The organism is Neobacillus drentensis (assembly GCF_036965645.1).
Lineage (GTDB): Bacteria > Bacillota > Bacilli > Bacillales > Cytobacillaceae > Neobacillus > Neobacillus drentensis_D.
The window spans coordinates 17,284-34,213 of sequence record NZ_JBALPZ010000081.1 but is presented as its reverse complement, the minus strand read 5'-3'; the positions used below and the strand labels follow the sequence as shown (position 1 = coordinate 34,213).

Here is a 16,930-nt window from a genome sequence, read left to right as displayed (position 1 = left end):
TATTGGAATTACCAACAATAAAAACATCATACAAATTAAAAAAGGGGGGATGTTTAAAGATGAAAAAACGTCAGACAAAAACAAAGAATTAAACTTTTAGGGAAGAACTGGAAATTATGGCAAATCAAATTCGCCAGGGAATAATTGATATTGTTTTAATATCAAAAAATCCATCATATTCAGGTCCTGCTTAATTATCCGCCGATATCAACACAGCATTGTATTTTAAGAGTATGAAGAGTGGGAGAACAGATGCTAGACAGCAAAAAAAGTCCAACTGCAGAGGAATATAAGAAATCTATGGCGGACTTAAGGTAAGGAAGTCTTGAGTTAAAGCTATAGTGTACAATGAAATTTCGACATTCTGTGGAAGCGTTTTACTAGGTGTACGAAAATGAATAATAATGTATAGCAGTAAGTGCAGACGCGGCTTTGTCAACCCTCTGACGTTAATAGGTATAATTGGAAATATAAACGCGTTCATAGAGTCATGAAAATATGATAGTTTACTGGATAAGTAGAACTGGTAGCTTATCGAAAAGATCATGATCAAAGTTATTAACAAAAAAATCTTACCGAGGGGCGTAGTAAAATGGAAACTGTTGTGAAAGTAGGAGAATCTCACCTATCCTCAAAAGAGGAAAAGTGTAAAATGAAGGCGATTGTAAAGACTGGTGAACATCTAGGGTTCTCTTATATGGAAGTAGATAAACCGACACCAAAACCAAATGAAGTATTAATTGATGTAGAAGCAACGAATATATGCGGAACGGATATTAGTTACTTTAAGTGGGGTCAATCAGCAAAGGACTTTGCCTCAAAATTTAATGTGAAATTTCCGTTTATTGTTGGTCACGAATGCGCTGGAACAGTTGTGGAAGTCGGCAGTGATGTTAAAAAGATTAAAGTTGGCGACCGAGTATCTCTTGAGACTCATATTCCTTGTGGTGATTGTTTTCAATGTAAAACAGGCAATGCCCATAACTGTATGAATATGGGTATTTATGGAACGAGCTGCGACGGCTGTTTTGCTGATTATGCCATTGCTCCGGAAAGTGTATGCTTTAAATTGCCGGACAGTGTTTCTTTCCAGGAAGGTTCCTTATTTGAACCAGCCGGTGTTGCCATGCGTGCGGTGGAATTGTCTGGTCTAGAGCCAGGTGATACAGGTCTCATCTTTGGATGTGGAGCAATTGGTCTTTTAGCTATCCAAATCCTGCAAGCATGTGGGGTCTCAAGGGTCATTGCTGTTGATATTGATCAGTACAGAGTCGATATGGCCAAAAAATTCGGAGCGATTGGTGTTAATTCACTGACAGAAGATCTTCCAACCGTTGTAAAAGAATTGACAGCGGAGAGAGGTGGAGTAGACTTTATTTTCGAAATGACTGGTTCTCCTAAAGTCTATGAAACTCTATTCGATTTCCTTCGTTTAGAAGGAAGAGTAGTAACAGTGGGTCATCCTGGCGGTTCTATTCCAATTAATATTACACAAAGCATTAATTTAAAAGGCGCTACAATTAAAGGTTTATTTGGAAGAGGCATTTGGTCTACCTGGTATAAACTATCAGCTTTAGTTGAGGCGAAGAAAATAAATATTCTCGATGTCGTTACACATCGCTTTTCATTTTCGCAGGTGGATGAAGCATTTGAACAACTTAAACAGGGATCAGGGAAGATTATGTTTTTAAAGGACAAATAATAGCATAAGCAGGGTTCGGCAATACTGCGAATTTGCGAAAAAAGGTATATAAATACAAGTAGGCTATAATATAAAGGCTACTTGTATTTATAGTTAGAACATCTAATAGTCTATTGATAGTCGTTCGGGGTAAATAAGAATCTAAAATAATGATATGAGAGGGAGTCTATAGATGAAATTAAAAGCCGCAATTGATAAATTTCCTGCAGGAATGATGTTAATCCCTTTGCTTTTAGGAGCAGTAATTCGCACGTTCTTCCCAAACGTATTTGAAATGCCTGAATTTAAAAGTTCTTTTACCGGGGGATTATTAACTGGAACCACAGCGCTGCTCGGTGGGTTTTACATATGTTTAGGTTCAACGATACGATTTAATGCAACCGGTTACATATTAAAAAAAGGCGGATCCTTATGGCTTGGGAAAATTGGAACAAGTTTTTTAATTGCTTTCCTGATTAAAGCAATTTTTCCGGATCAAAATAATTTATTTTTAGGATTATCTGCATTAGCGATTGTGGCTGCTTTTTCCGATACAAATGGCGCTATTTATATGGCTCTCATGGGTCAATTAGGCAAGAAACAAGAAGATATTGCGGCTTATTCTCTGATGTCCCTTGAATCTGGGCCATTCTTCACCATGCTGATTTTAGGTGCTACTGGTTTAGCGAGCTTTCCGGTTACGGCATTTGTATTTACCATTATACCATTGGTCCTTGGGATGATTCTTGGAAACCTGGATGAAAAAATGCGGGAGTTTTTAAGTGTAGGTGAGAGCCTCTTTATTCCCTTCTTGGGTTTAGCAATTGGGTGTGGAATCAACCTGGGTAATTTATTTAAAGCTGGCCTATCCGGTATTATTCTAGGACTAGCTGTTGTGGTGGTTACTGGGATTGTATTAGTTATTTTGGACTTTGTCACGGGTGGAGATGGTATAGGGGGTATGGCTGCTGCCACTACCGCAGGAAATGCTGCGGCTGTACCATTAGCTGTTGCGGCTGTTCAACCTATCTATAGTGAAGTTGCTGCAAGTGCCACACTTCAAGTATCAGCAGCTGTTATCGTAACAGCCATTATAGTCCCGGTTATGACGACGTGGTATGCAAAAAGAGTGGAAAAAAGAAAAGCGCAGTCTGCTAATAATATTGTAGCATAAGGGATCTAAATTCTTGTAGATTTGACTGACTTTTAAATTACTTGGGATCACAAATTGTCTTAAAGAGAAGGAGACCTTTCCTTCTCGATTCTTTTTTTGCTTTCATTAAGTTTTAAAAGTATATTTAAGATTAGGTTAGTTACTGTATAATTCAAAATGAATGGTTATTTTTTATTTAGACATATAAGAAGGGTTCAGAATAAAAAAATATGGATTAAAGGTGAATGATGAGATGGACCTACTTACATCAGCGGCCGTTAAAAGCGAAATATCATTGGATAATAAGACGGCTGTAAATAAAGTGACAGACTACATTAAGAATAAAATTATTCTTAAAGAGCTAAAACCTAATGATAAAATACCTACAGAAAACGAACTGAGTGATATATTAAATGTAGGGAGGAGCTCTGTACGGGAAGCATTAAAGATTTTAGAAGCGATTAATATTATCCAAATTCGGAGAGGGGACGGTACGTATATATCGGAACCTGAAGATATTTCTATTTCTCAATCCTTGTTGTTTAAAATGATTTTAAACAATATGCAATTGAAAGAATTGGTTGATTTCCGTGAACAGATTGAAATTGCGGTTGTTAAATTGGCGATTTCTTATGCAACTCAGGAAGATATTGAAGTACTAAGAAAAAATTATCAAGATTTTTTAGAGTGCATTGAAAATAATCCGGAAGATTATGAAAGGCTTCATACATTGGACTCGGAGTTCCATAAAGCCTTAGCGGCATCGACAAAAAACAAGCTCATGCAAGAAATTTATTTGTTTTCATTTGAAATTTTTTCACCTATGATCTTGGAAAACTATGCCTCTGGTCAAATTGAGAGTGAGGATAAGGAACCAACATCAGAAAATCATAGGATTATTATTGAAGCAATAGAAAACAAGGATTTTTATCTTGGGATTCATGGTGTCAAAATATCTCTTAATTTATGGAAAAAGTGGATAAATAAAAATGAAAATAATAAAATGTCAGAATAGTAATTAATAAACGAGTACATTTTCTTGAATGCTAAGATGGTCTGACTGGGGATGGTTCTTTTGTTTCTTTTGAACGAAAGTTAGAACCGTTCCCTTTATTTTTGCCTTTTTACTATACAGTTTTTGCTGGCATATCCTTTATTCTATTGAAGGGTAAAGTGTATTGATTTTATTTTGGTATTTATAGCTAAAATGAGTCATATTTGTATTGATCCCTTGCTTTTTTTTGTTCTTAAAGACCCTCAATTTCCTCCTTGGTCCCTAGTTATTCTCTAACCTTAACAGTATAAGAAAATCCGATTACCTAAACGTCATACAAATAAACAATTTGGTGTTTTGGTGGAATGATTATCAAAGTAAACGTCAGACAAAATTTCTTCTCTTTTTTATAAAAATCAGTATTTTTATGGTAAAACTTCGAGTAAAGTACTTAATCTTTGTTGTTGACGGCTAATATTGGCGTGGTATATAATCTAATTAAACAATAACATCAGACAAATTTTATAAAATTTATAAAAATAAATAAAATTTGTCTGATGAATTAACAGGGAGTTATTCATTCAGGAAATGTTTGTGAAGGTGGTGCTTCCGTTAGGGGTTGTAAGTTGAAACAAGGATCGAAAGTAAATCTTACTGGTTCAACTTTATTTAAAGAAATCTAAACAGAAAGGAAGTGTAGGAATGTCCGAAAATAATTTATTGCTTGGTTTTTACGGAGATGATTTTACTGGTTCTACGGATGCAATGGAAGCGTTAGCATCAAATGGGTATCGCACCATCCTATTTTTGGAGCCGCCTTCACCAGAAATGTTGGAAAACTTCAAAGGTGTTCAATGTATTGGAGTTCCTGGAACCAGCAGAGCTAAAAATCCGGAAGAAATGGAACAAGAATTACGACCAGTGTTTGAGGCATTATTTAAGTTGCGAACGAATGTGATTCATTATAAAACATGTTCAACATTTGATTCTAATCCGGATGTTGGCAGTATTGGTAAAGCAATTGAAATTGCGCTTGATTACACGGAAGAATCACAAAAAACAGTGCCGCTTTTTGTTGCAGCACCGCCATTAGGAAGGTATACGGTATTTGGAAACCATTTTGCCAAAATGTATGATACGGTTTATCGATTGGACAGGCATCCAACGATGTCGAAACATCCCATGACACCTATGAACGAATCAGATTTACGAGTTCATTTAAACAAGCAATTTCAACTACCCAAGCAAATTGGTTTGATGGATGTGGTGGAGCTCTCTGGAGCTTATCGTAATGTTAAAGAAGTGTATGAGCAAAAATTAGAATCAAACGATGGTATCATTCTTCTTGATGCGTTAGATGATAGCCATAGTCAAACGGTTGGCCGGCTAATATGGGAAAAAGGTCAAGAAGGTTTACGCTTCGTTGTCGGATCATCAGGTGTTGAATATGCATTAACAGCTGAATGGAATCGGCAAGGATTGCAGGCAACAAGCAACAAAAAGGGGCAAACAAAAATACCCGCTGCCAATCAAGTTCTTGTTGTTGCTGGCAGCTGTTCACCTATTACCAAACTCCAAATCGAAACGGCAAGTGAAGCAGGTTTCGTGGGAATTCAAGTTTCTCCCCAAGATATTATTAATAAAGAAGAACTACCCAAAAATCTATTGGAAAAGGTTATTAAACATATCCAAAACGGTAAAAGTGTTATTTTATATACAGCTCAAGGACCAGAAGATCCCGCTATTGAAGAAACTCGCAGACTTTTTGATGAGATGGGAATCGAGAAAAGGGAATCAGGCGAGTTGATTGGTAGTCAATTAGGTAAATGGACATTGGAAATTATAAAAGCAACAAATATTCGCCGAATCATTGCGGCCGGGGGGGATACTTCGGGCTTTGTGACAAAAGAATTGAAACTCTTTGCATTGGAAATGATTCTTCAAGTTGATCCAGGTGTTCCGTTGTGCTGTGGCTATTCTTCAGATCCCCTTATGAATGGTATCGAAATTGCCTTAAAAGGTGGTCAGATGGGCAGCCCTGATTTCTTTGTTAAAATCAAGGAAGCTTGAGGGAAAGAAAGAAGAAACTAAGAGATGTGTTGAAGAGCTAGACGTCCGAGGGTCATTAGAATGGTTCATGGATTTCCATTAATGGTTTTAGTAACTTTTTAGTTTAGTAGATCACCATAACAAAAAAATGTAAGATTCGGACCGCATATCTAAATTTAATTTTTTTTAAAATTCAACTATAAAGGAGAGTTACCAATGAGTCAGGATCGTGTTTTTGCTACATATCACATTGAGACACCCTATGATTTGGAATATGCCGCAAAAGTCATGGCGGGTGAGCAATCTACCGGTACTTTTATTGCTGTTCCTGGAGAAACAGAAGAACTTAAGGACAAGTTTTCAGCCAAGGTGGTGTCGATTGAAGAGTTAGAGGTTGTGTCTACTCCTACTTTACCCGGATCCAAACCACCTAAAGGATCCAATGGATCCATTTCCTATCACCGAGGGAAGGTCGTTTTATCATTCCCCTTACATAACTTTGGCCCTTCAATACCGAATCTATTGGCCACTGTGGCAGGGAATCTGTATGAACTCCGTGAATTTAGTGGGTTGAGGCTCATGGACTTGGAGTTGCCTCATGCATTTATGGAAAAGTATCCTGGACCTAAATTTGGGATTGAGGGAACGAGAAAGTTAGCCAATGTGTACAATCGTCCATTTATAGGAACGATTGTGAAGCCTAGTATTGGATTAACGCCTGATGAACTTCGTGTAGTGGTAAGAGATCTGGCGCTTGCTGGAATTGACTTTATCAAAGATGATGAACTCAACGCGAATCCTCCTTACGCACCTTTGAAAAACCGTGTTAAAGCGGTAATGGAAGAAATCGAAAGGGCCGCAGATAAAACAGGCAAAAAGGTTATGTATGCCTTTAATATTACGGATGACATAGACCAGCTCGAACGTAACCATGAAACAGTTGTAAAAGCCGGTGGAACTTGCGTGATGGTCGGTATCAACAGTGTTGGGCTAGCTGGTGTGGCACATTTACGGAAATATAGTGAGGTTCCCATTCACGGACACCGTAATCAATGGGGAGCTATGACCCGTTGCCCGCAGTTAGGAATGGAATTTACGGCTTACCAAAAGATGTGTCGCCTGGCCGGAGTGGATCATTTGCATTGTAATGCGCTCGACAGCAAGTTCTATGAGTCTAACGAGTCCGTTGTTAAATCAGTAAAAGATTGTATAACCCCGATGTTTGGCGGTTATACCGTAATGCCTGTATTATCTTCCGGCCAATGGGCAGGAACTGCACCAGATTCCTATTCGTCAATGGAAACGATTGATGTGATGCATTTGGCAGGTGGGGGCATCATTGGGCACCCAGGTGGTTCTGAAGCAGGGGTTAAAAGCATGATTCAAGGGTGGGAAGCAGCCGTTTCTGGTGTATCTCTCCAAGAATATGCTGAGACTCACTTTGAGTTAGCGCAGGCCATTGAGAAATTTGGGAAATGAGAATGTGCAAATGCTGCCTGATTTGGAGCGGCATTTGCAGATTTCTTCCAACTCCAGTCTGGAATTTAATTGGATGTACAGCTAAAAAGATAGATAACACCCTTGACATCCTATAGGTTTACATTTGCAATCATTGAATCAGATGTTTAACAAATAAAGGGGATGTAGCTTGATGGATACAAAAGTAGGTATTAGTGGTACTGGAAGAATTGGACGGCTGTTAATCAGAAAGATTTTATCCGATACAAATAAATCATTGAAATTAGTAGCCATTAACTCGATTTATCCTGCCGAAACCGTTGCTCATTTATTAAAATATGATACTGTTCATGGAACCTGGGATGCAGAAATCTCAGTTCAAAATGATAATCTTGTCATTGATGGGGAAATTTATCCTATAGTATCAGAACGTGAACCCGAGAATATCCCATGGGGAAATATGGGTGTTGACATTGTCATGGATGCGTCTGGTAAATTCACACACCGTCAAGGTGCAGAAAAACATCTTAGAGCAGGGGCATCTCATGTAATCGTAACCGCCCCTGGTGAACAGATGGATTTAACAGTCGTTATGGGAGTAAATGACCAGCTGTTAGACATTTCTAAGCATAAAATCATATCAGCGGCATCTTGCACAACGAATTGTGTGGCTCCTCTTTTAAATATCCTTGATCAAGCTTTTCTAGTAAAAAGAGGCTGGGTGACGACGGTTCATGCCTTTACTTCTGATCAAAAGCACATAGATAACCCTCATAAGGATTTGAGAAGAGCAAGAGCTTGTACACAATCGATAGTTCCAACAACTACTGGAGTCGGCAAGGCACTTGAGGATGTACTGCCACATCTTTCGCGTTTTGTGGAGGGAATATCTATACGTGTTCCTACCCAAGATGTTTCTTTAGCAGATCTAACTATTGAAGTGTCACGAGCGGTTACACTAGATGAAGTAAAATCAGTTTTTAATGGAAAATTAAATAAAAATCATTATGTATCTTACACAAATGACCCTTTAGTTTCAGCAGATTTTATTGGTTGTGATAAATCTGCTGTTGTCGATGGGCTTTCAATCATGGCTACAAATAATCAAATAAAATTACTTGCCTGGTATGATAACGAATGGGCTTATGCTAGCAGGGTAATAGATTTGGCTCAGGCGGTTCAAGAAAGGATGGAAAAAGAATGGTTGTTTCCCAAGATTCTGAAGTAGTATTAGGGACCATTATATGTGACCGTTGCGGGAAGTTTATAGATACAGCTGATACTAATAGAGTCATCATTTATTATTCTCGGTGTGAAGACGATAAATGCAGCAGTCCAGAAGAAGAATAAAAATAGAATTTTTCTGAGAGTTTAGCGAAGAGCATCTATGCTCCCATCCTAATGGAGAAATATGTTTTAATAACTCTTCTCGTAACACTTCTTTATTCCGGAGTACTATTGGCGGTACTTGAACCGTATGGAGAATTGTCGATTTTGGAAAAACATATGTTAATAATGTTACGCTAAAGAAATGTCCCTTATATGACGAAAGGGGCGAATTGCCTTTATTGATAATAAGCCTGTTGTCAACGTTGACAAACAAATTACCGGAGAAAGGATAAAGGAGATAGAAGGATGATAGACAAGAATTTTCCGTAAGGAATATGAATCAAACACTTTAGGCGGTAATTTGGGTCTGCCTTATTCAGAAAATCGATATTCTATATTAATAAGAAGATCCGGGAACTGAATGAACTAGATTATATTTTAGTTAACTAATAAAAACTGAGGAATAATACAAGATCATCCCTTAATCATTAAAATAAGTGATAAGCATCACCAAAAGTGCCTCTCCCATTTGGGTAAGAGGCACTTTTGGTGATCTAAATAAAAAGAGACCATGAAAAAAATCCTCCGATAAGGGCAATTTATATATAGATGATAAAGGCTGCGATGAAGATTGGGATCCTGTTAATAGGATATTGTATAAAGTGTTCTTTTTGGATATGAAATCTTGGATAGAGACTTACGTTTTATATAAATTGATTTTTTTTAAAAAAATAATTGAAACGTTTCCAATTACGTGATAAGATAATCACATAAATTGATTGAAACGTTTCCAAAGGTTAGTAAATAAGTTTATAAAATAGCTTTTATTATGGGGGTAATTATAGTGCCAAGTATAAAAGATGTGGCAAACTTAGCGGGAGTAGCAGTTGGCACTGTTTCGAGGGTAATTAACAACCATCCAAACGTTTCGCCTGAAACAATGGAGAAAGTGAATGCAGCTATTAAAGAATTAAATTATGTACCAAATGAAGTAGCAAGAAACTTTAAAATGCAAAAATCGAAAATGGTCGCCTTAGTTCTCCCTAGTATTTGGAATCCATTTTTTTCTGAACTTGCCTATTATATTGAAGATGAGCTTGATCGAGAAGGCTATAAATTAATGCTTTGTAATAGTGGGGGCAGACCTGACAAAGAGCTTTATTATTTTGATATGCTTAATCAGAATAAAGTAGCAGGAGTTGTTGGAATTACCTATAACGATATTGAAGAAAGTGTTAGTACAGATATACCCATTATTAGTATCGACAGGCATTTTGGAAAAAAAATCACATGCGTAACCTCCGATAACTATACTGGTGGACGGATGGCCGTACAGGAGCTTGTAAAGGCAGGGGCTAAAAAAGTGGCTTATCTCGGAATAACTAGTTCGGCTTACTCTGAGGTAGTACTCCGGAGAGATGGATTTATCGATGAGGCTGTGGATAAAGGTATTGAATATTTTATTCATGAGGAACATGATGAAGTTTACAATGATGATAACTTCTTTGAGGATTTCTTTTCAAAAAAGGAACATCATAATGTAGACGGAGTATTTGCCAATACGGACTTACTAGCTGCAAAATATATTGATAGAGCAAATCGATTGGGGATAAGAGCTCCAGAGGATGTAAAAGTAATTGGTTATGATGGAATTCAAGATAATAAATTGTTTCACCCCGTCTTATCCACAATCAGGCAGCCGGTGGAGGAAATGGCTAGAATGTCTGTAAAGCTTCTCCTTAGAAAGATTGAAGGTGAAAAGCTTGAGCAAGAGATATACCGGATTCCTGTAAAGTACAGAGCAGGTGAAACGACTTAATAGGAAAAAATTTTTTGAATGTGTTGGAAACGTTTCAATGGATCGGTTAAGGGAATTAATAAGGCAGGATATGCAATTATTAAATGTATATTTTTTTAACCTTGATTGGAAACGTTTCAACGGATACAGCAAACTAATTTTGAAATGAGGGAGATTATAATGAAATTTGCACTAAAAGCTTCCAATGGCCATTTAAAATCCTCTACGATCCGCTTTGAAACGCTAAATAAAAAAAGTCGTATTAAACAAGTACTCGAAAACTATGAGCTTTACCTTTTCTTACTGCCAGCCATTATCTATTTTATTGTTTTTCAATACGTTCCAATGTATGGAGTTTTAATTGCTTTTAAAGATTATGTCCCCTCTTTAGGGATATTAGGAAGTCCTTGGGTCGGGTTTCAAAATTTCCAGCGATTCTTCGACTCCTATCAATTTTGGACATTAATAAAAAACTCCTTAGGTTTAAGCATCTTGCAACTGATTATTGGGTTTCCGATGCCAATCATTATTGCATTACTTTTAAATCAAATGATTCACCAAAAGTATAAGCGTTTTGTTCAAACGGTTATTTATGCACCACATTTTATCTCAATCGTAGTTTTAGCCGGTATGGTCTTTGTTTTTTTCTCAGATAAAGGATTAGTTAATAGTGTGATAACACTATTTGGAGGGTCAGCTATATCGTTTATGTCTGAACCAAGTTGGTTTAAACCACTATATATAGGATCTGGAGTATGGCAGGAAACGGGTTGGGCATGCATTGTGTATTTAGCTGCATTAGCTGGGGTAAGTCCTGAAATTCACGAAGCTGCAACCGTAGATGGCGCAAATAAGTGGCAGAGAATTTTACATGTGGATATCCCTGCTATTATGCCGACAGCCATCATACTTCTTATTTTATCAGTAGGGAATTTAATGAATATAGGATTTGAAAAAGCATTCTTATTGCAAACACCATTGAATCAGCCAGCTGCAGAGATTATTCCGACTTACGTTTATAAAGTAGGTTTACAGCAATCAGAATATAGTTTTGCTTCTGCCGTAGGATTATTTAATTCGGTTATTAACTTAGTTTTACTTTGGATTGTAAACAAAACAGCAAAGAAAGTTTCTGGTTCTGGACTATGGTAGGGGGTGTAGGAATTGAGTAAATACAAAAAAAATAATAGTGAAAAAAAAATAAAATCAAAAGAGGATAAAATATTTGACACTGTTAACTTTATATTTTTAACTCTCATTTGTTTAGCGGTCTTATATCCTTTATATTTTGTGGTCATTGCCTCAATAAGTAATCCAGATCTAGTTTATAACGGAAGTGTTTGGTTATTACCTAAGGAAATCACTTTTGAAGGGTATAAGAGGATTTTCAGTGATCCTAAAATCTGGTTAGGATATAAAAATACCATTATTTATACAGTTTTAGGAACTGCAGTACAATTATCCCTGACATTAATGGCTGCTTATGCACTATCCCGTAAAGATTTGTATGGTAAAACCTTCTTTATGTTAATGATATTATTCACGATGTTCTTCTCTGGCGGGTTAATTCCTACGTATTTAGTTGTTAAAGATTTAGGGATGCTAAATACAATGTGGGCAATGATCCTTCCAAAAGCTATTGCCGTCTGGAATTTGATTGTAGCGAGATCCTTTTTCGAATCTTCGATACCTAATGAATTACTAGAAGCAGGTAAAATTGATGGATGTTCGAACACTAGATTCTTTTTAAAAATTGTTCTTCCATTATCCAAACCAATCATCGCCGTTATGGTTCTATTTTATGCAGTAGGTAATTGGAATTCATACTTTGATGCTTTGATTTATTTAAATGATGAAAGTTTATATCCTTTGCAATTAATTTTGCGTAATATTTTGATTCAAAATCAATTGAGCGTACAAATGTTGAGTGATTTAGACAATCTTGCAGCCCAGCAGCACGTTGGAGAGATTATTAAGTATGGTGTTATCATTGTTGCCGCAATTCCATTATTAATTGTTTACCCATTTGTCCAAAAGTATTTTGTCAAAGGAGTATTAATTGGTGGTGTAAAGGGATAACCTTTTCAAATGCCAAGACTAAAAAGTATACCTTTAAGGGGGTGACCGATAAAGGGTTCCTATGAGGTAGTTCGTTCTTATAAAAAATGATTGATTATGAGGGGGAAATTATAATGAAAAATACATGGTTTACTAAATCATTGGTTTTATCTATTGGTCTTTCTACTATTCTTGCTGGATGTTCCAGTGATAAAAGTGCATCAGAAGAAACGAAAAAAGTAAATGTAAAAATGAATGCTACTGGGCTGCCTATAGTTGATAAAACAGTCACACTTAATTTTGTATCACCGAAATCAACTTTAGCCCCTAATTTTGCTGATATGACCATTTTTAAAGAACTGCAGAAAACAACCAATGTTCAAATTAAATGGAATAACATTCCTGGTGACGGTTATCAGGAAAAGAAAAACTTATTGCTTGCAAGTGGAGATCTTCCAGATGCTTTCTATAATTCAGGTTTTAGCGATTTGGATATTCAGAAATATGCAAAGGATGGAACGATTATTCCTTTAGATGACCTAATCGATAAATATATGCCAAACTTAAAGAAAAGACTCGAAGAAAGACCTGATTTGAAGAAGGTCATTACAGCGCCGGATGGACATATTTACTCTTTGCCTAGAGCAGAAGAGATGGACTTAGTTGGACTGCCTAACACCATGTACATCAATAAAAAGTGGCTTGATAAGCTAGGGTTAAAAATGCCTGCAACCCTCGAAGAGTATCATGATGTTTTGAAGGCATTCCAAGATAAGGATGCAAACGGTAATGGCAAAAAAGATGAGATTGGATTAACTTACCTATTCAACGGATGGTGTGGTAACTTCGGTGATATGATTGCAGCGTTCGGAGTTCCTGATAACAATGACCACCGTATTGTACGTGATGGAAAAGTAATCTTTACCGCTGTTCAGGCAGAATATAAAGATGCTATCGAGTATTACCATAAATGGGTGAAGGAAGGAATAATTGACCCAGAAGCAACCACTCAAGATACGGCAAAGATGTTTGCAAAAGGTAAAACAAAAGATGAGACATTAGGTTCTTTTATTTGGTGGGAAAATACAGAAATGGTCGGTACTGATCGCCAAAATGATTATGTAGTCTTACCACCGCTTGTAGGTCCAAAAGGAAAACCAATCGTAGGTCGCTCAAACTATTCTGAATATGGTCGTGATGCATTTGTTATTACAAAAGCAGATAAGTATCCAGAAATTACATCAAGATGGGTAGACCAATTATATGCTCCAAAAGAGTCTGCTCAAGTGAACTGGGGTCCTATTGGTGAAGTTTATAAAGAGGACAGTAACGGAATGTTAGTGAATAAAGAATTGCCTGCTGGAGTGGCAATGGGTGAGTACCGTCAAAAGGTGGCTCCTGGCGGACCATTCATCGTTTTAAAACAAGACTTTGGTAAAGTGGTCGATATGGAACCACGTGCAAAAGAACGTCTGCAAATTTTGGATAAATATTATCGTCCTTACGAAGAAAAAGAGAATTATCCACAAGTTTTCTTTAGTCAAGAGGATTCACAGAGAATTAATCAGCTTCAAACGGATATTACTCAATTTGTTAACCAAAAGCAAGCTCATTGGTTACAAGATGGCGGAATTGAAAAAGAATGGGATAGCTATGTAAAACAGTTAGATCAAATGGGTCTTCCTGAATTGATGAAATTGTACCAAAAGGGACTTGACAATTTTAACAAAACAAGTAAATAACCATCCCAATTTTAAATAAAAGGCAGAACATAAGGGTGCAGCCTCATCGTTCTGCCTTATCTATTAATCTTACCACAATAAGGGTTAGGTGAACATAAATGTACGATATTACGGCATTAGGAGAGTTACTGATTGATTTTACACCTTCAGGATCTCAAGAAAAAGGTAGAGTTCTGTTTGAACAAAATCCTGGCGGGGCTCCAGCTAATGTTCTAGCAGCTTTATCTAAATTGCAAAAAAAGACCGCTTTTATTGGAAAAGTTGGAAAAGATCAATTTGGGTTCTTTTTAAAAAATAGATTGGATGAAATAAATGTAGACACTTCTGGGCTGGTTTTCTCAGAAAATGCAAATACAACTTTAGCGTTTGTCCATTTAGATGGTAAGGGTGATCGAACATTTAGTTTTTATCGTAACCCTGGAGCGGATACCACATTAACCATAGATGATGTAGATTTTGGTTTATTAAAAAATTCTAAGATTTTTCACTTTGGATCTCTCTCTATGACTCATAATCCTGCTGCAGAAACCACTCTCGCTGCCGTTGCTTTTGCAAAAGAAAATGGAGCTCTTATTTCTTTTGATCCTAATTTAAGGGAGTCGTTATGGGATAGTTTAGACCGTGCTAAAGAAATGATGTATAAGGGGCTTGCATTTTCCGATGTAGTAAAAATTTCAGAAGAGGAACTAACTTTCCTCACTGGAGTTAGCGATCTTGATGAAGGCACTCGAATTTTATGTAGCACATACCATGTTCCCTTGATGTTTATCACTTTAGGTGAAAATGGCAGTTTCTTTAGATTAGGAGAAAAAACAGGTCATGTGCCAGGGTTTGTTGTTGATGTTCAAGATACTACGGGAGCAGGAGACGGTTTCCTTGGAGGAGTTCTTTATAAGATTCTTCAAAAAGAATGCCTGTTTGATAGTTTAACATACGAAGATTTAGTAGAAATAGCGTCCTTCGCAAATGCTGTCGGCGCATTAGCCACAACAAAAAAAGGGGCAATTGGGAGTATGCCTGTTCTAGACGAAATTTATACAATAAGCAACTCAAAGGTAGTAACAAAGGAGAACATATAAACATGAAACTAGAAGAATATAAAACATCGAGTTCAGAAAAGTATTACACAGAACCCCATAGACCACAGTTCCATTTCACACCTGAATCCAATTGGATGAATGATCCTAACGGAATGGTTTACTATGAAGGAGAATACCATCTATTTTATCAGTACCATCCATACGATACAATATGGGGACCAATGCATTGGGGACATGCTGTAAGTAAGGACTTAATTCATTGGGAGCACCTGCCAATAGCTTTGTCCCCTGATGAAAATGGGGCTATATTTTCTGGAAGTGCGGTTGTAGATTGGAATGATTCAACTGGATTTTTTAATGGTGAATCTGGGCTTGTTGCCATTTTTACGCATGCAGATCAATATCCGGGATCAGAGCGTCCTAGACAAAGACAAAGTCTCGCTTATAGTACGGATAAAGGGCGGACTTGGAACATGTATAAGGGAAACCCTATTCTTTCAGATATAAGAATCACAGATTTCCGTGACCCTAAAGTGTTTTGGCATGAAAATACAAAAATGTGGGTTATGATTCTTGCAGCAGGAAACAATGTCAGGATTTATACTTCACAAGACTTAAAAACGTGGAATTTTGCAAGTGAATTTGGTACTGAAGCAGGTTCTCATGCAGGTGTTTGGGAATGTCCTGATTTATTTGAATTACCTGTTGACGGAAAAAAAGTAAATAAAAGATGGGTAATGATTGTTAGTATTGGTAATGAAGCGGCATATGCAGAAGGTTCTAGAACCCAATATTTTATAGGTGATTTTGACGGCTCAACTTTTACAAATGAGAACTCGTATGAAAAGGTCCTTTGGCTTGATCATGGAAGAGATAATTATGCAGGAGTCACTTGGTCAGATGTACCTGCTGAGGACGGGCGCCGTATTTTTATAGGTTGGATGAGTAATTGGAAATATGCCAATGAAACTCCAACAAAAGTTTGGAGAAGTGCAATGACACTCCCTCGTGAATTAAAACTCGTGACAACAAACGATGGCGTCAGGTTAAGCCAAACACCCATTACTGAATTAGAGTCTCTTCGTAAAGAAAATACAAAATTAGAAAATATCATTATAAATGAAAATGCAGCAAATGTTCTTTCGAATATAAAGGGGAAAGCGTTTGAATTAAGGGCTGAGTTTGAATTGGATACTGCCTTCGTATTTGGTTTTAAGGTACGAACGTCAAAAGATGAGAAAACTATTATTGGATATAATGTAACTGAGAAAAAGTTATTCATTGATCGACAGAGTTCAGGGGAAACATCATTTAACCCATTTTTTGCTTGTAATCACAATGCTATCTTAGAACCAAAACAAAATCGTATAATTATGCATATTTTTGTTGATTGGTCCTCTGTAGAGGTATTTGCAAATAATGGTGAATTGGTTATGACTGATTTAATCTTCCCAGATAATAATAGCCAAGGATTAGAACTATTTGCTGTTGATGGCAATGTCCAACTAACATCTCTAGATTTTTACGATTTAGAATCATGTTGGTGCAAAAAATAACAACACGATTCTAATTTTGAAAGGGATTTTTCGTAAGAAAAAATCCAATCTTTACTTAAAAAAGGGGAAACA

The 16,930-nt window shown here is 36.8% G+C and carries 13 protein-coding genes; all 13 read left to right on the top strand.

The window, feature by feature from the left end; translation table 11 throughout:
* The first annotated feature begins 592 nt into the window (after positions 1–592).
* The 13 genes from V7266_RS16130 (at position 593) to V7266_RS16070 (ending at position 16,858) form a co-directional block, all read left to right on the top strand.
* Complete coding sequence (locus V7266_RS16130) at positions 593–1,702, top strand: zinc-dependent alcohol dehydrogenase (protein ID WP_335469013.1); 1,110 nt, start codon at positions 593–595, stop codon at positions 1,700–1,702.
* 172 nt (positions 1,703–1,874) lie between these two features.
* Entirely contained in the window at positions 1,875–2,855 is a 981-nt protein-coding gene (locus tag V7266_RS16125) for a 2-keto-3-deoxygluconate permease (protein ID WP_335469012.1), read from the top strand.
* A gap of 220 nt (positions 2,856–3,075) precedes the next feature.
* Entirely contained in the window at positions 3,076–3,849 is a 774-nt protein-coding gene (locus V7266_RS16120) for a FadR/GntR family transcriptional regulator (RefSeq protein WP_335469010.1), read from the top strand.
* Positions 3,850–4,530: 681 nt separating this feature from the next.
* Positions 4,531–5,898, top strand: coding sequence for a four-carbon acid sugar kinase family protein (locus tag V7266_RS16115; RefSeq protein WP_335469009.1), 1,368 nt, complete (start codon positions 4,531–4,533; stop codon positions 5,896–5,898).
* Positions 5,899–6,093: 195 nt separating this feature from the next.
* Positions 6,094–7,356, top strand: coding sequence for a ribulose-bisphosphate carboxylase large subunit family protein (locus V7266_RS16110; protein WP_335469006.1), 1,263 nt, complete (start codon positions 6,094–6,096; stop codon positions 7,354–7,356).
* A 172-nt stretch (positions 7,357–7,528) separates the two neighbouring features.
* Positions 7,529–8,563 (top strand): type I glyceraldehyde-3-phosphate dehydrogenase, encoded by a 1,035-nt coding sequence (gene gap / locus V7266_RS16105; RefSeq protein ID WP_335469004.1) that lies wholly within the window; start codon positions 7,529–7,531, stop codon positions 8,561–8,563.
* Positions 8,536–8,685 carry a GapA-binding peptide SR1P gene (locus V7266_RS16100; protein WP_335469003.1) on the top strand — a complete coding sequence of 50 codons (150 nt, stop codon included), beginning with the start codon at positions 8,536–8,538 and terminating at the stop codon, positions 8,683–8,685. Before gap ends, V7266_RS16100 begins: the two co-directional genes overlap by 28 nt.
* 823 nt (positions 8,686–9,508) lie before the next feature.
* Positions 9,509–10,483, top strand: a complete 975-nt coding sequence (locus tag V7266_RS16095; protein ID WP_335469002.1) for a LacI family DNA-binding transcriptional regulator — start codon at positions 9,509–9,511, stop codon at positions 10,481–10,483.
* A gap of 159 nt (positions 10,484–10,642) precedes the next feature.
* On the top strand, positions 10,643–11,614 hold the full coding sequence (locus V7266_RS16090) for an ABC transporter permease (RefSeq protein WP_335469001.1): 972 nt from the start codon (positions 10,643–10,645) through the stop codon (positions 11,612–11,614).
* Between the two features lie 12 nt (positions 11,615–11,626).
* Entirely contained in the window at positions 11,627–12,541 is a 915-nt protein-coding gene (locus tag V7266_RS16085) for a carbohydrate ABC transporter permease (protein ID WP_335469000.1), read from the top strand.
* A gap of 113 nt (positions 12,542–12,654) precedes the next feature.
* Positions 12,655–14,262, top strand: coding sequence for an ABC transporter substrate-binding protein (locus tag V7266_RS16080; RefSeq protein WP_335468998.1), 1,608 nt, complete (start codon positions 12,655–12,657; stop codon positions 14,260–14,262).
* 98 nt (positions 14,263–14,360) lie between these two features.
* The gene (locus tag V7266_RS16075; RefSeq protein WP_335468997.1) at positions 14,361–15,341 is read left to right on the top strand and encodes a carbohydrate kinase family protein; all 981 of its coding nucleotides are present in this window, start codon (positions 14,361–14,363) and stop codon (positions 15,339–15,341) included.
* A 2-nt stretch (positions 15,342–15,343) separates the two neighbouring features.
* Entirely contained in the window at positions 15,344–16,858 is a 1,515-nt protein-coding gene (locus V7266_RS16070) for a glycoside hydrolase family 32 protein (RefSeq protein WP_335468996.1), read from the top strand.
* The last annotated feature ends 72 nt before the right edge of the window (positions 16,859–16,930 follow it).

What these genes read in the sequence shown, in the direction of transcription:
- V7266_RS16130 (WP_335469013.1), top strand. Translation starts at nt 593, where the DNA reads ATGGAAACTGTTGTGAAAGTAGGAGAATCTCACCTATCCTCAAAAGAG.
- V7266_RS16125 (WP_335469012.1), top strand. Translation starts at nt 1,875, where the DNA reads ATGAAATTAAAAGCCGCAATTGATAAATTTCCTGCAGGAATGATGTTA.
- V7266_RS16115 (WP_335469009.1), top strand. Translation starts at nt 4,531, where the DNA reads ATGTCCGAAAATAATTTATTGCTTGGTTTTTACGGAGATGATTTTACT.
- V7266_RS16110 (WP_335469006.1), top strand. Translation starts at nt 6,094, where the DNA reads ATGAGTCAGGATCGTGTTTTTGCTACATATCACATTGAGACACCCTAT.
- gap (WP_335469004.1), top strand. Translation starts at nt 7,529, where the DNA reads ATGGATACAAAAGTAGGTATTAGTGGTACTGGAAGAATTGGACGGCTG.
- V7266_RS16100 (WP_335469003.1), top strand. Translation starts at nt 8,536, where the DNA reads ATGGTTGTTTCCCAAGATTCTGAAGTAGTATTAGGGACCATTATATGT.
- V7266_RS16090 (WP_335469001.1), top strand. Translation starts at nt 10,643, where the DNA reads ATGAAATTTGCACTAAAAGCTTCCAATGGCCATTTAAAATCCTCTACG.
- V7266_RS16080 (WP_335468998.1), top strand. Translation starts at nt 12,655, where the DNA reads ATGAAAAATACATGGTTTACTAAATCATTGGTTTTATCTATTGGTCTT.
- V7266_RS16075 (WP_335468997.1), top strand. Translation starts at nt 14,361, where the DNA reads ATGTACGATATTACGGCATTAGGAGAGTTACTGATTGATTTTACACCT.
- V7266_RS16070 (WP_335468996.1), top strand. Translation starts at nt 15,344, where the DNA reads ATGAAACTAGAAGAATATAAAACATCGAGTTCAGAAAAGTATTACACA.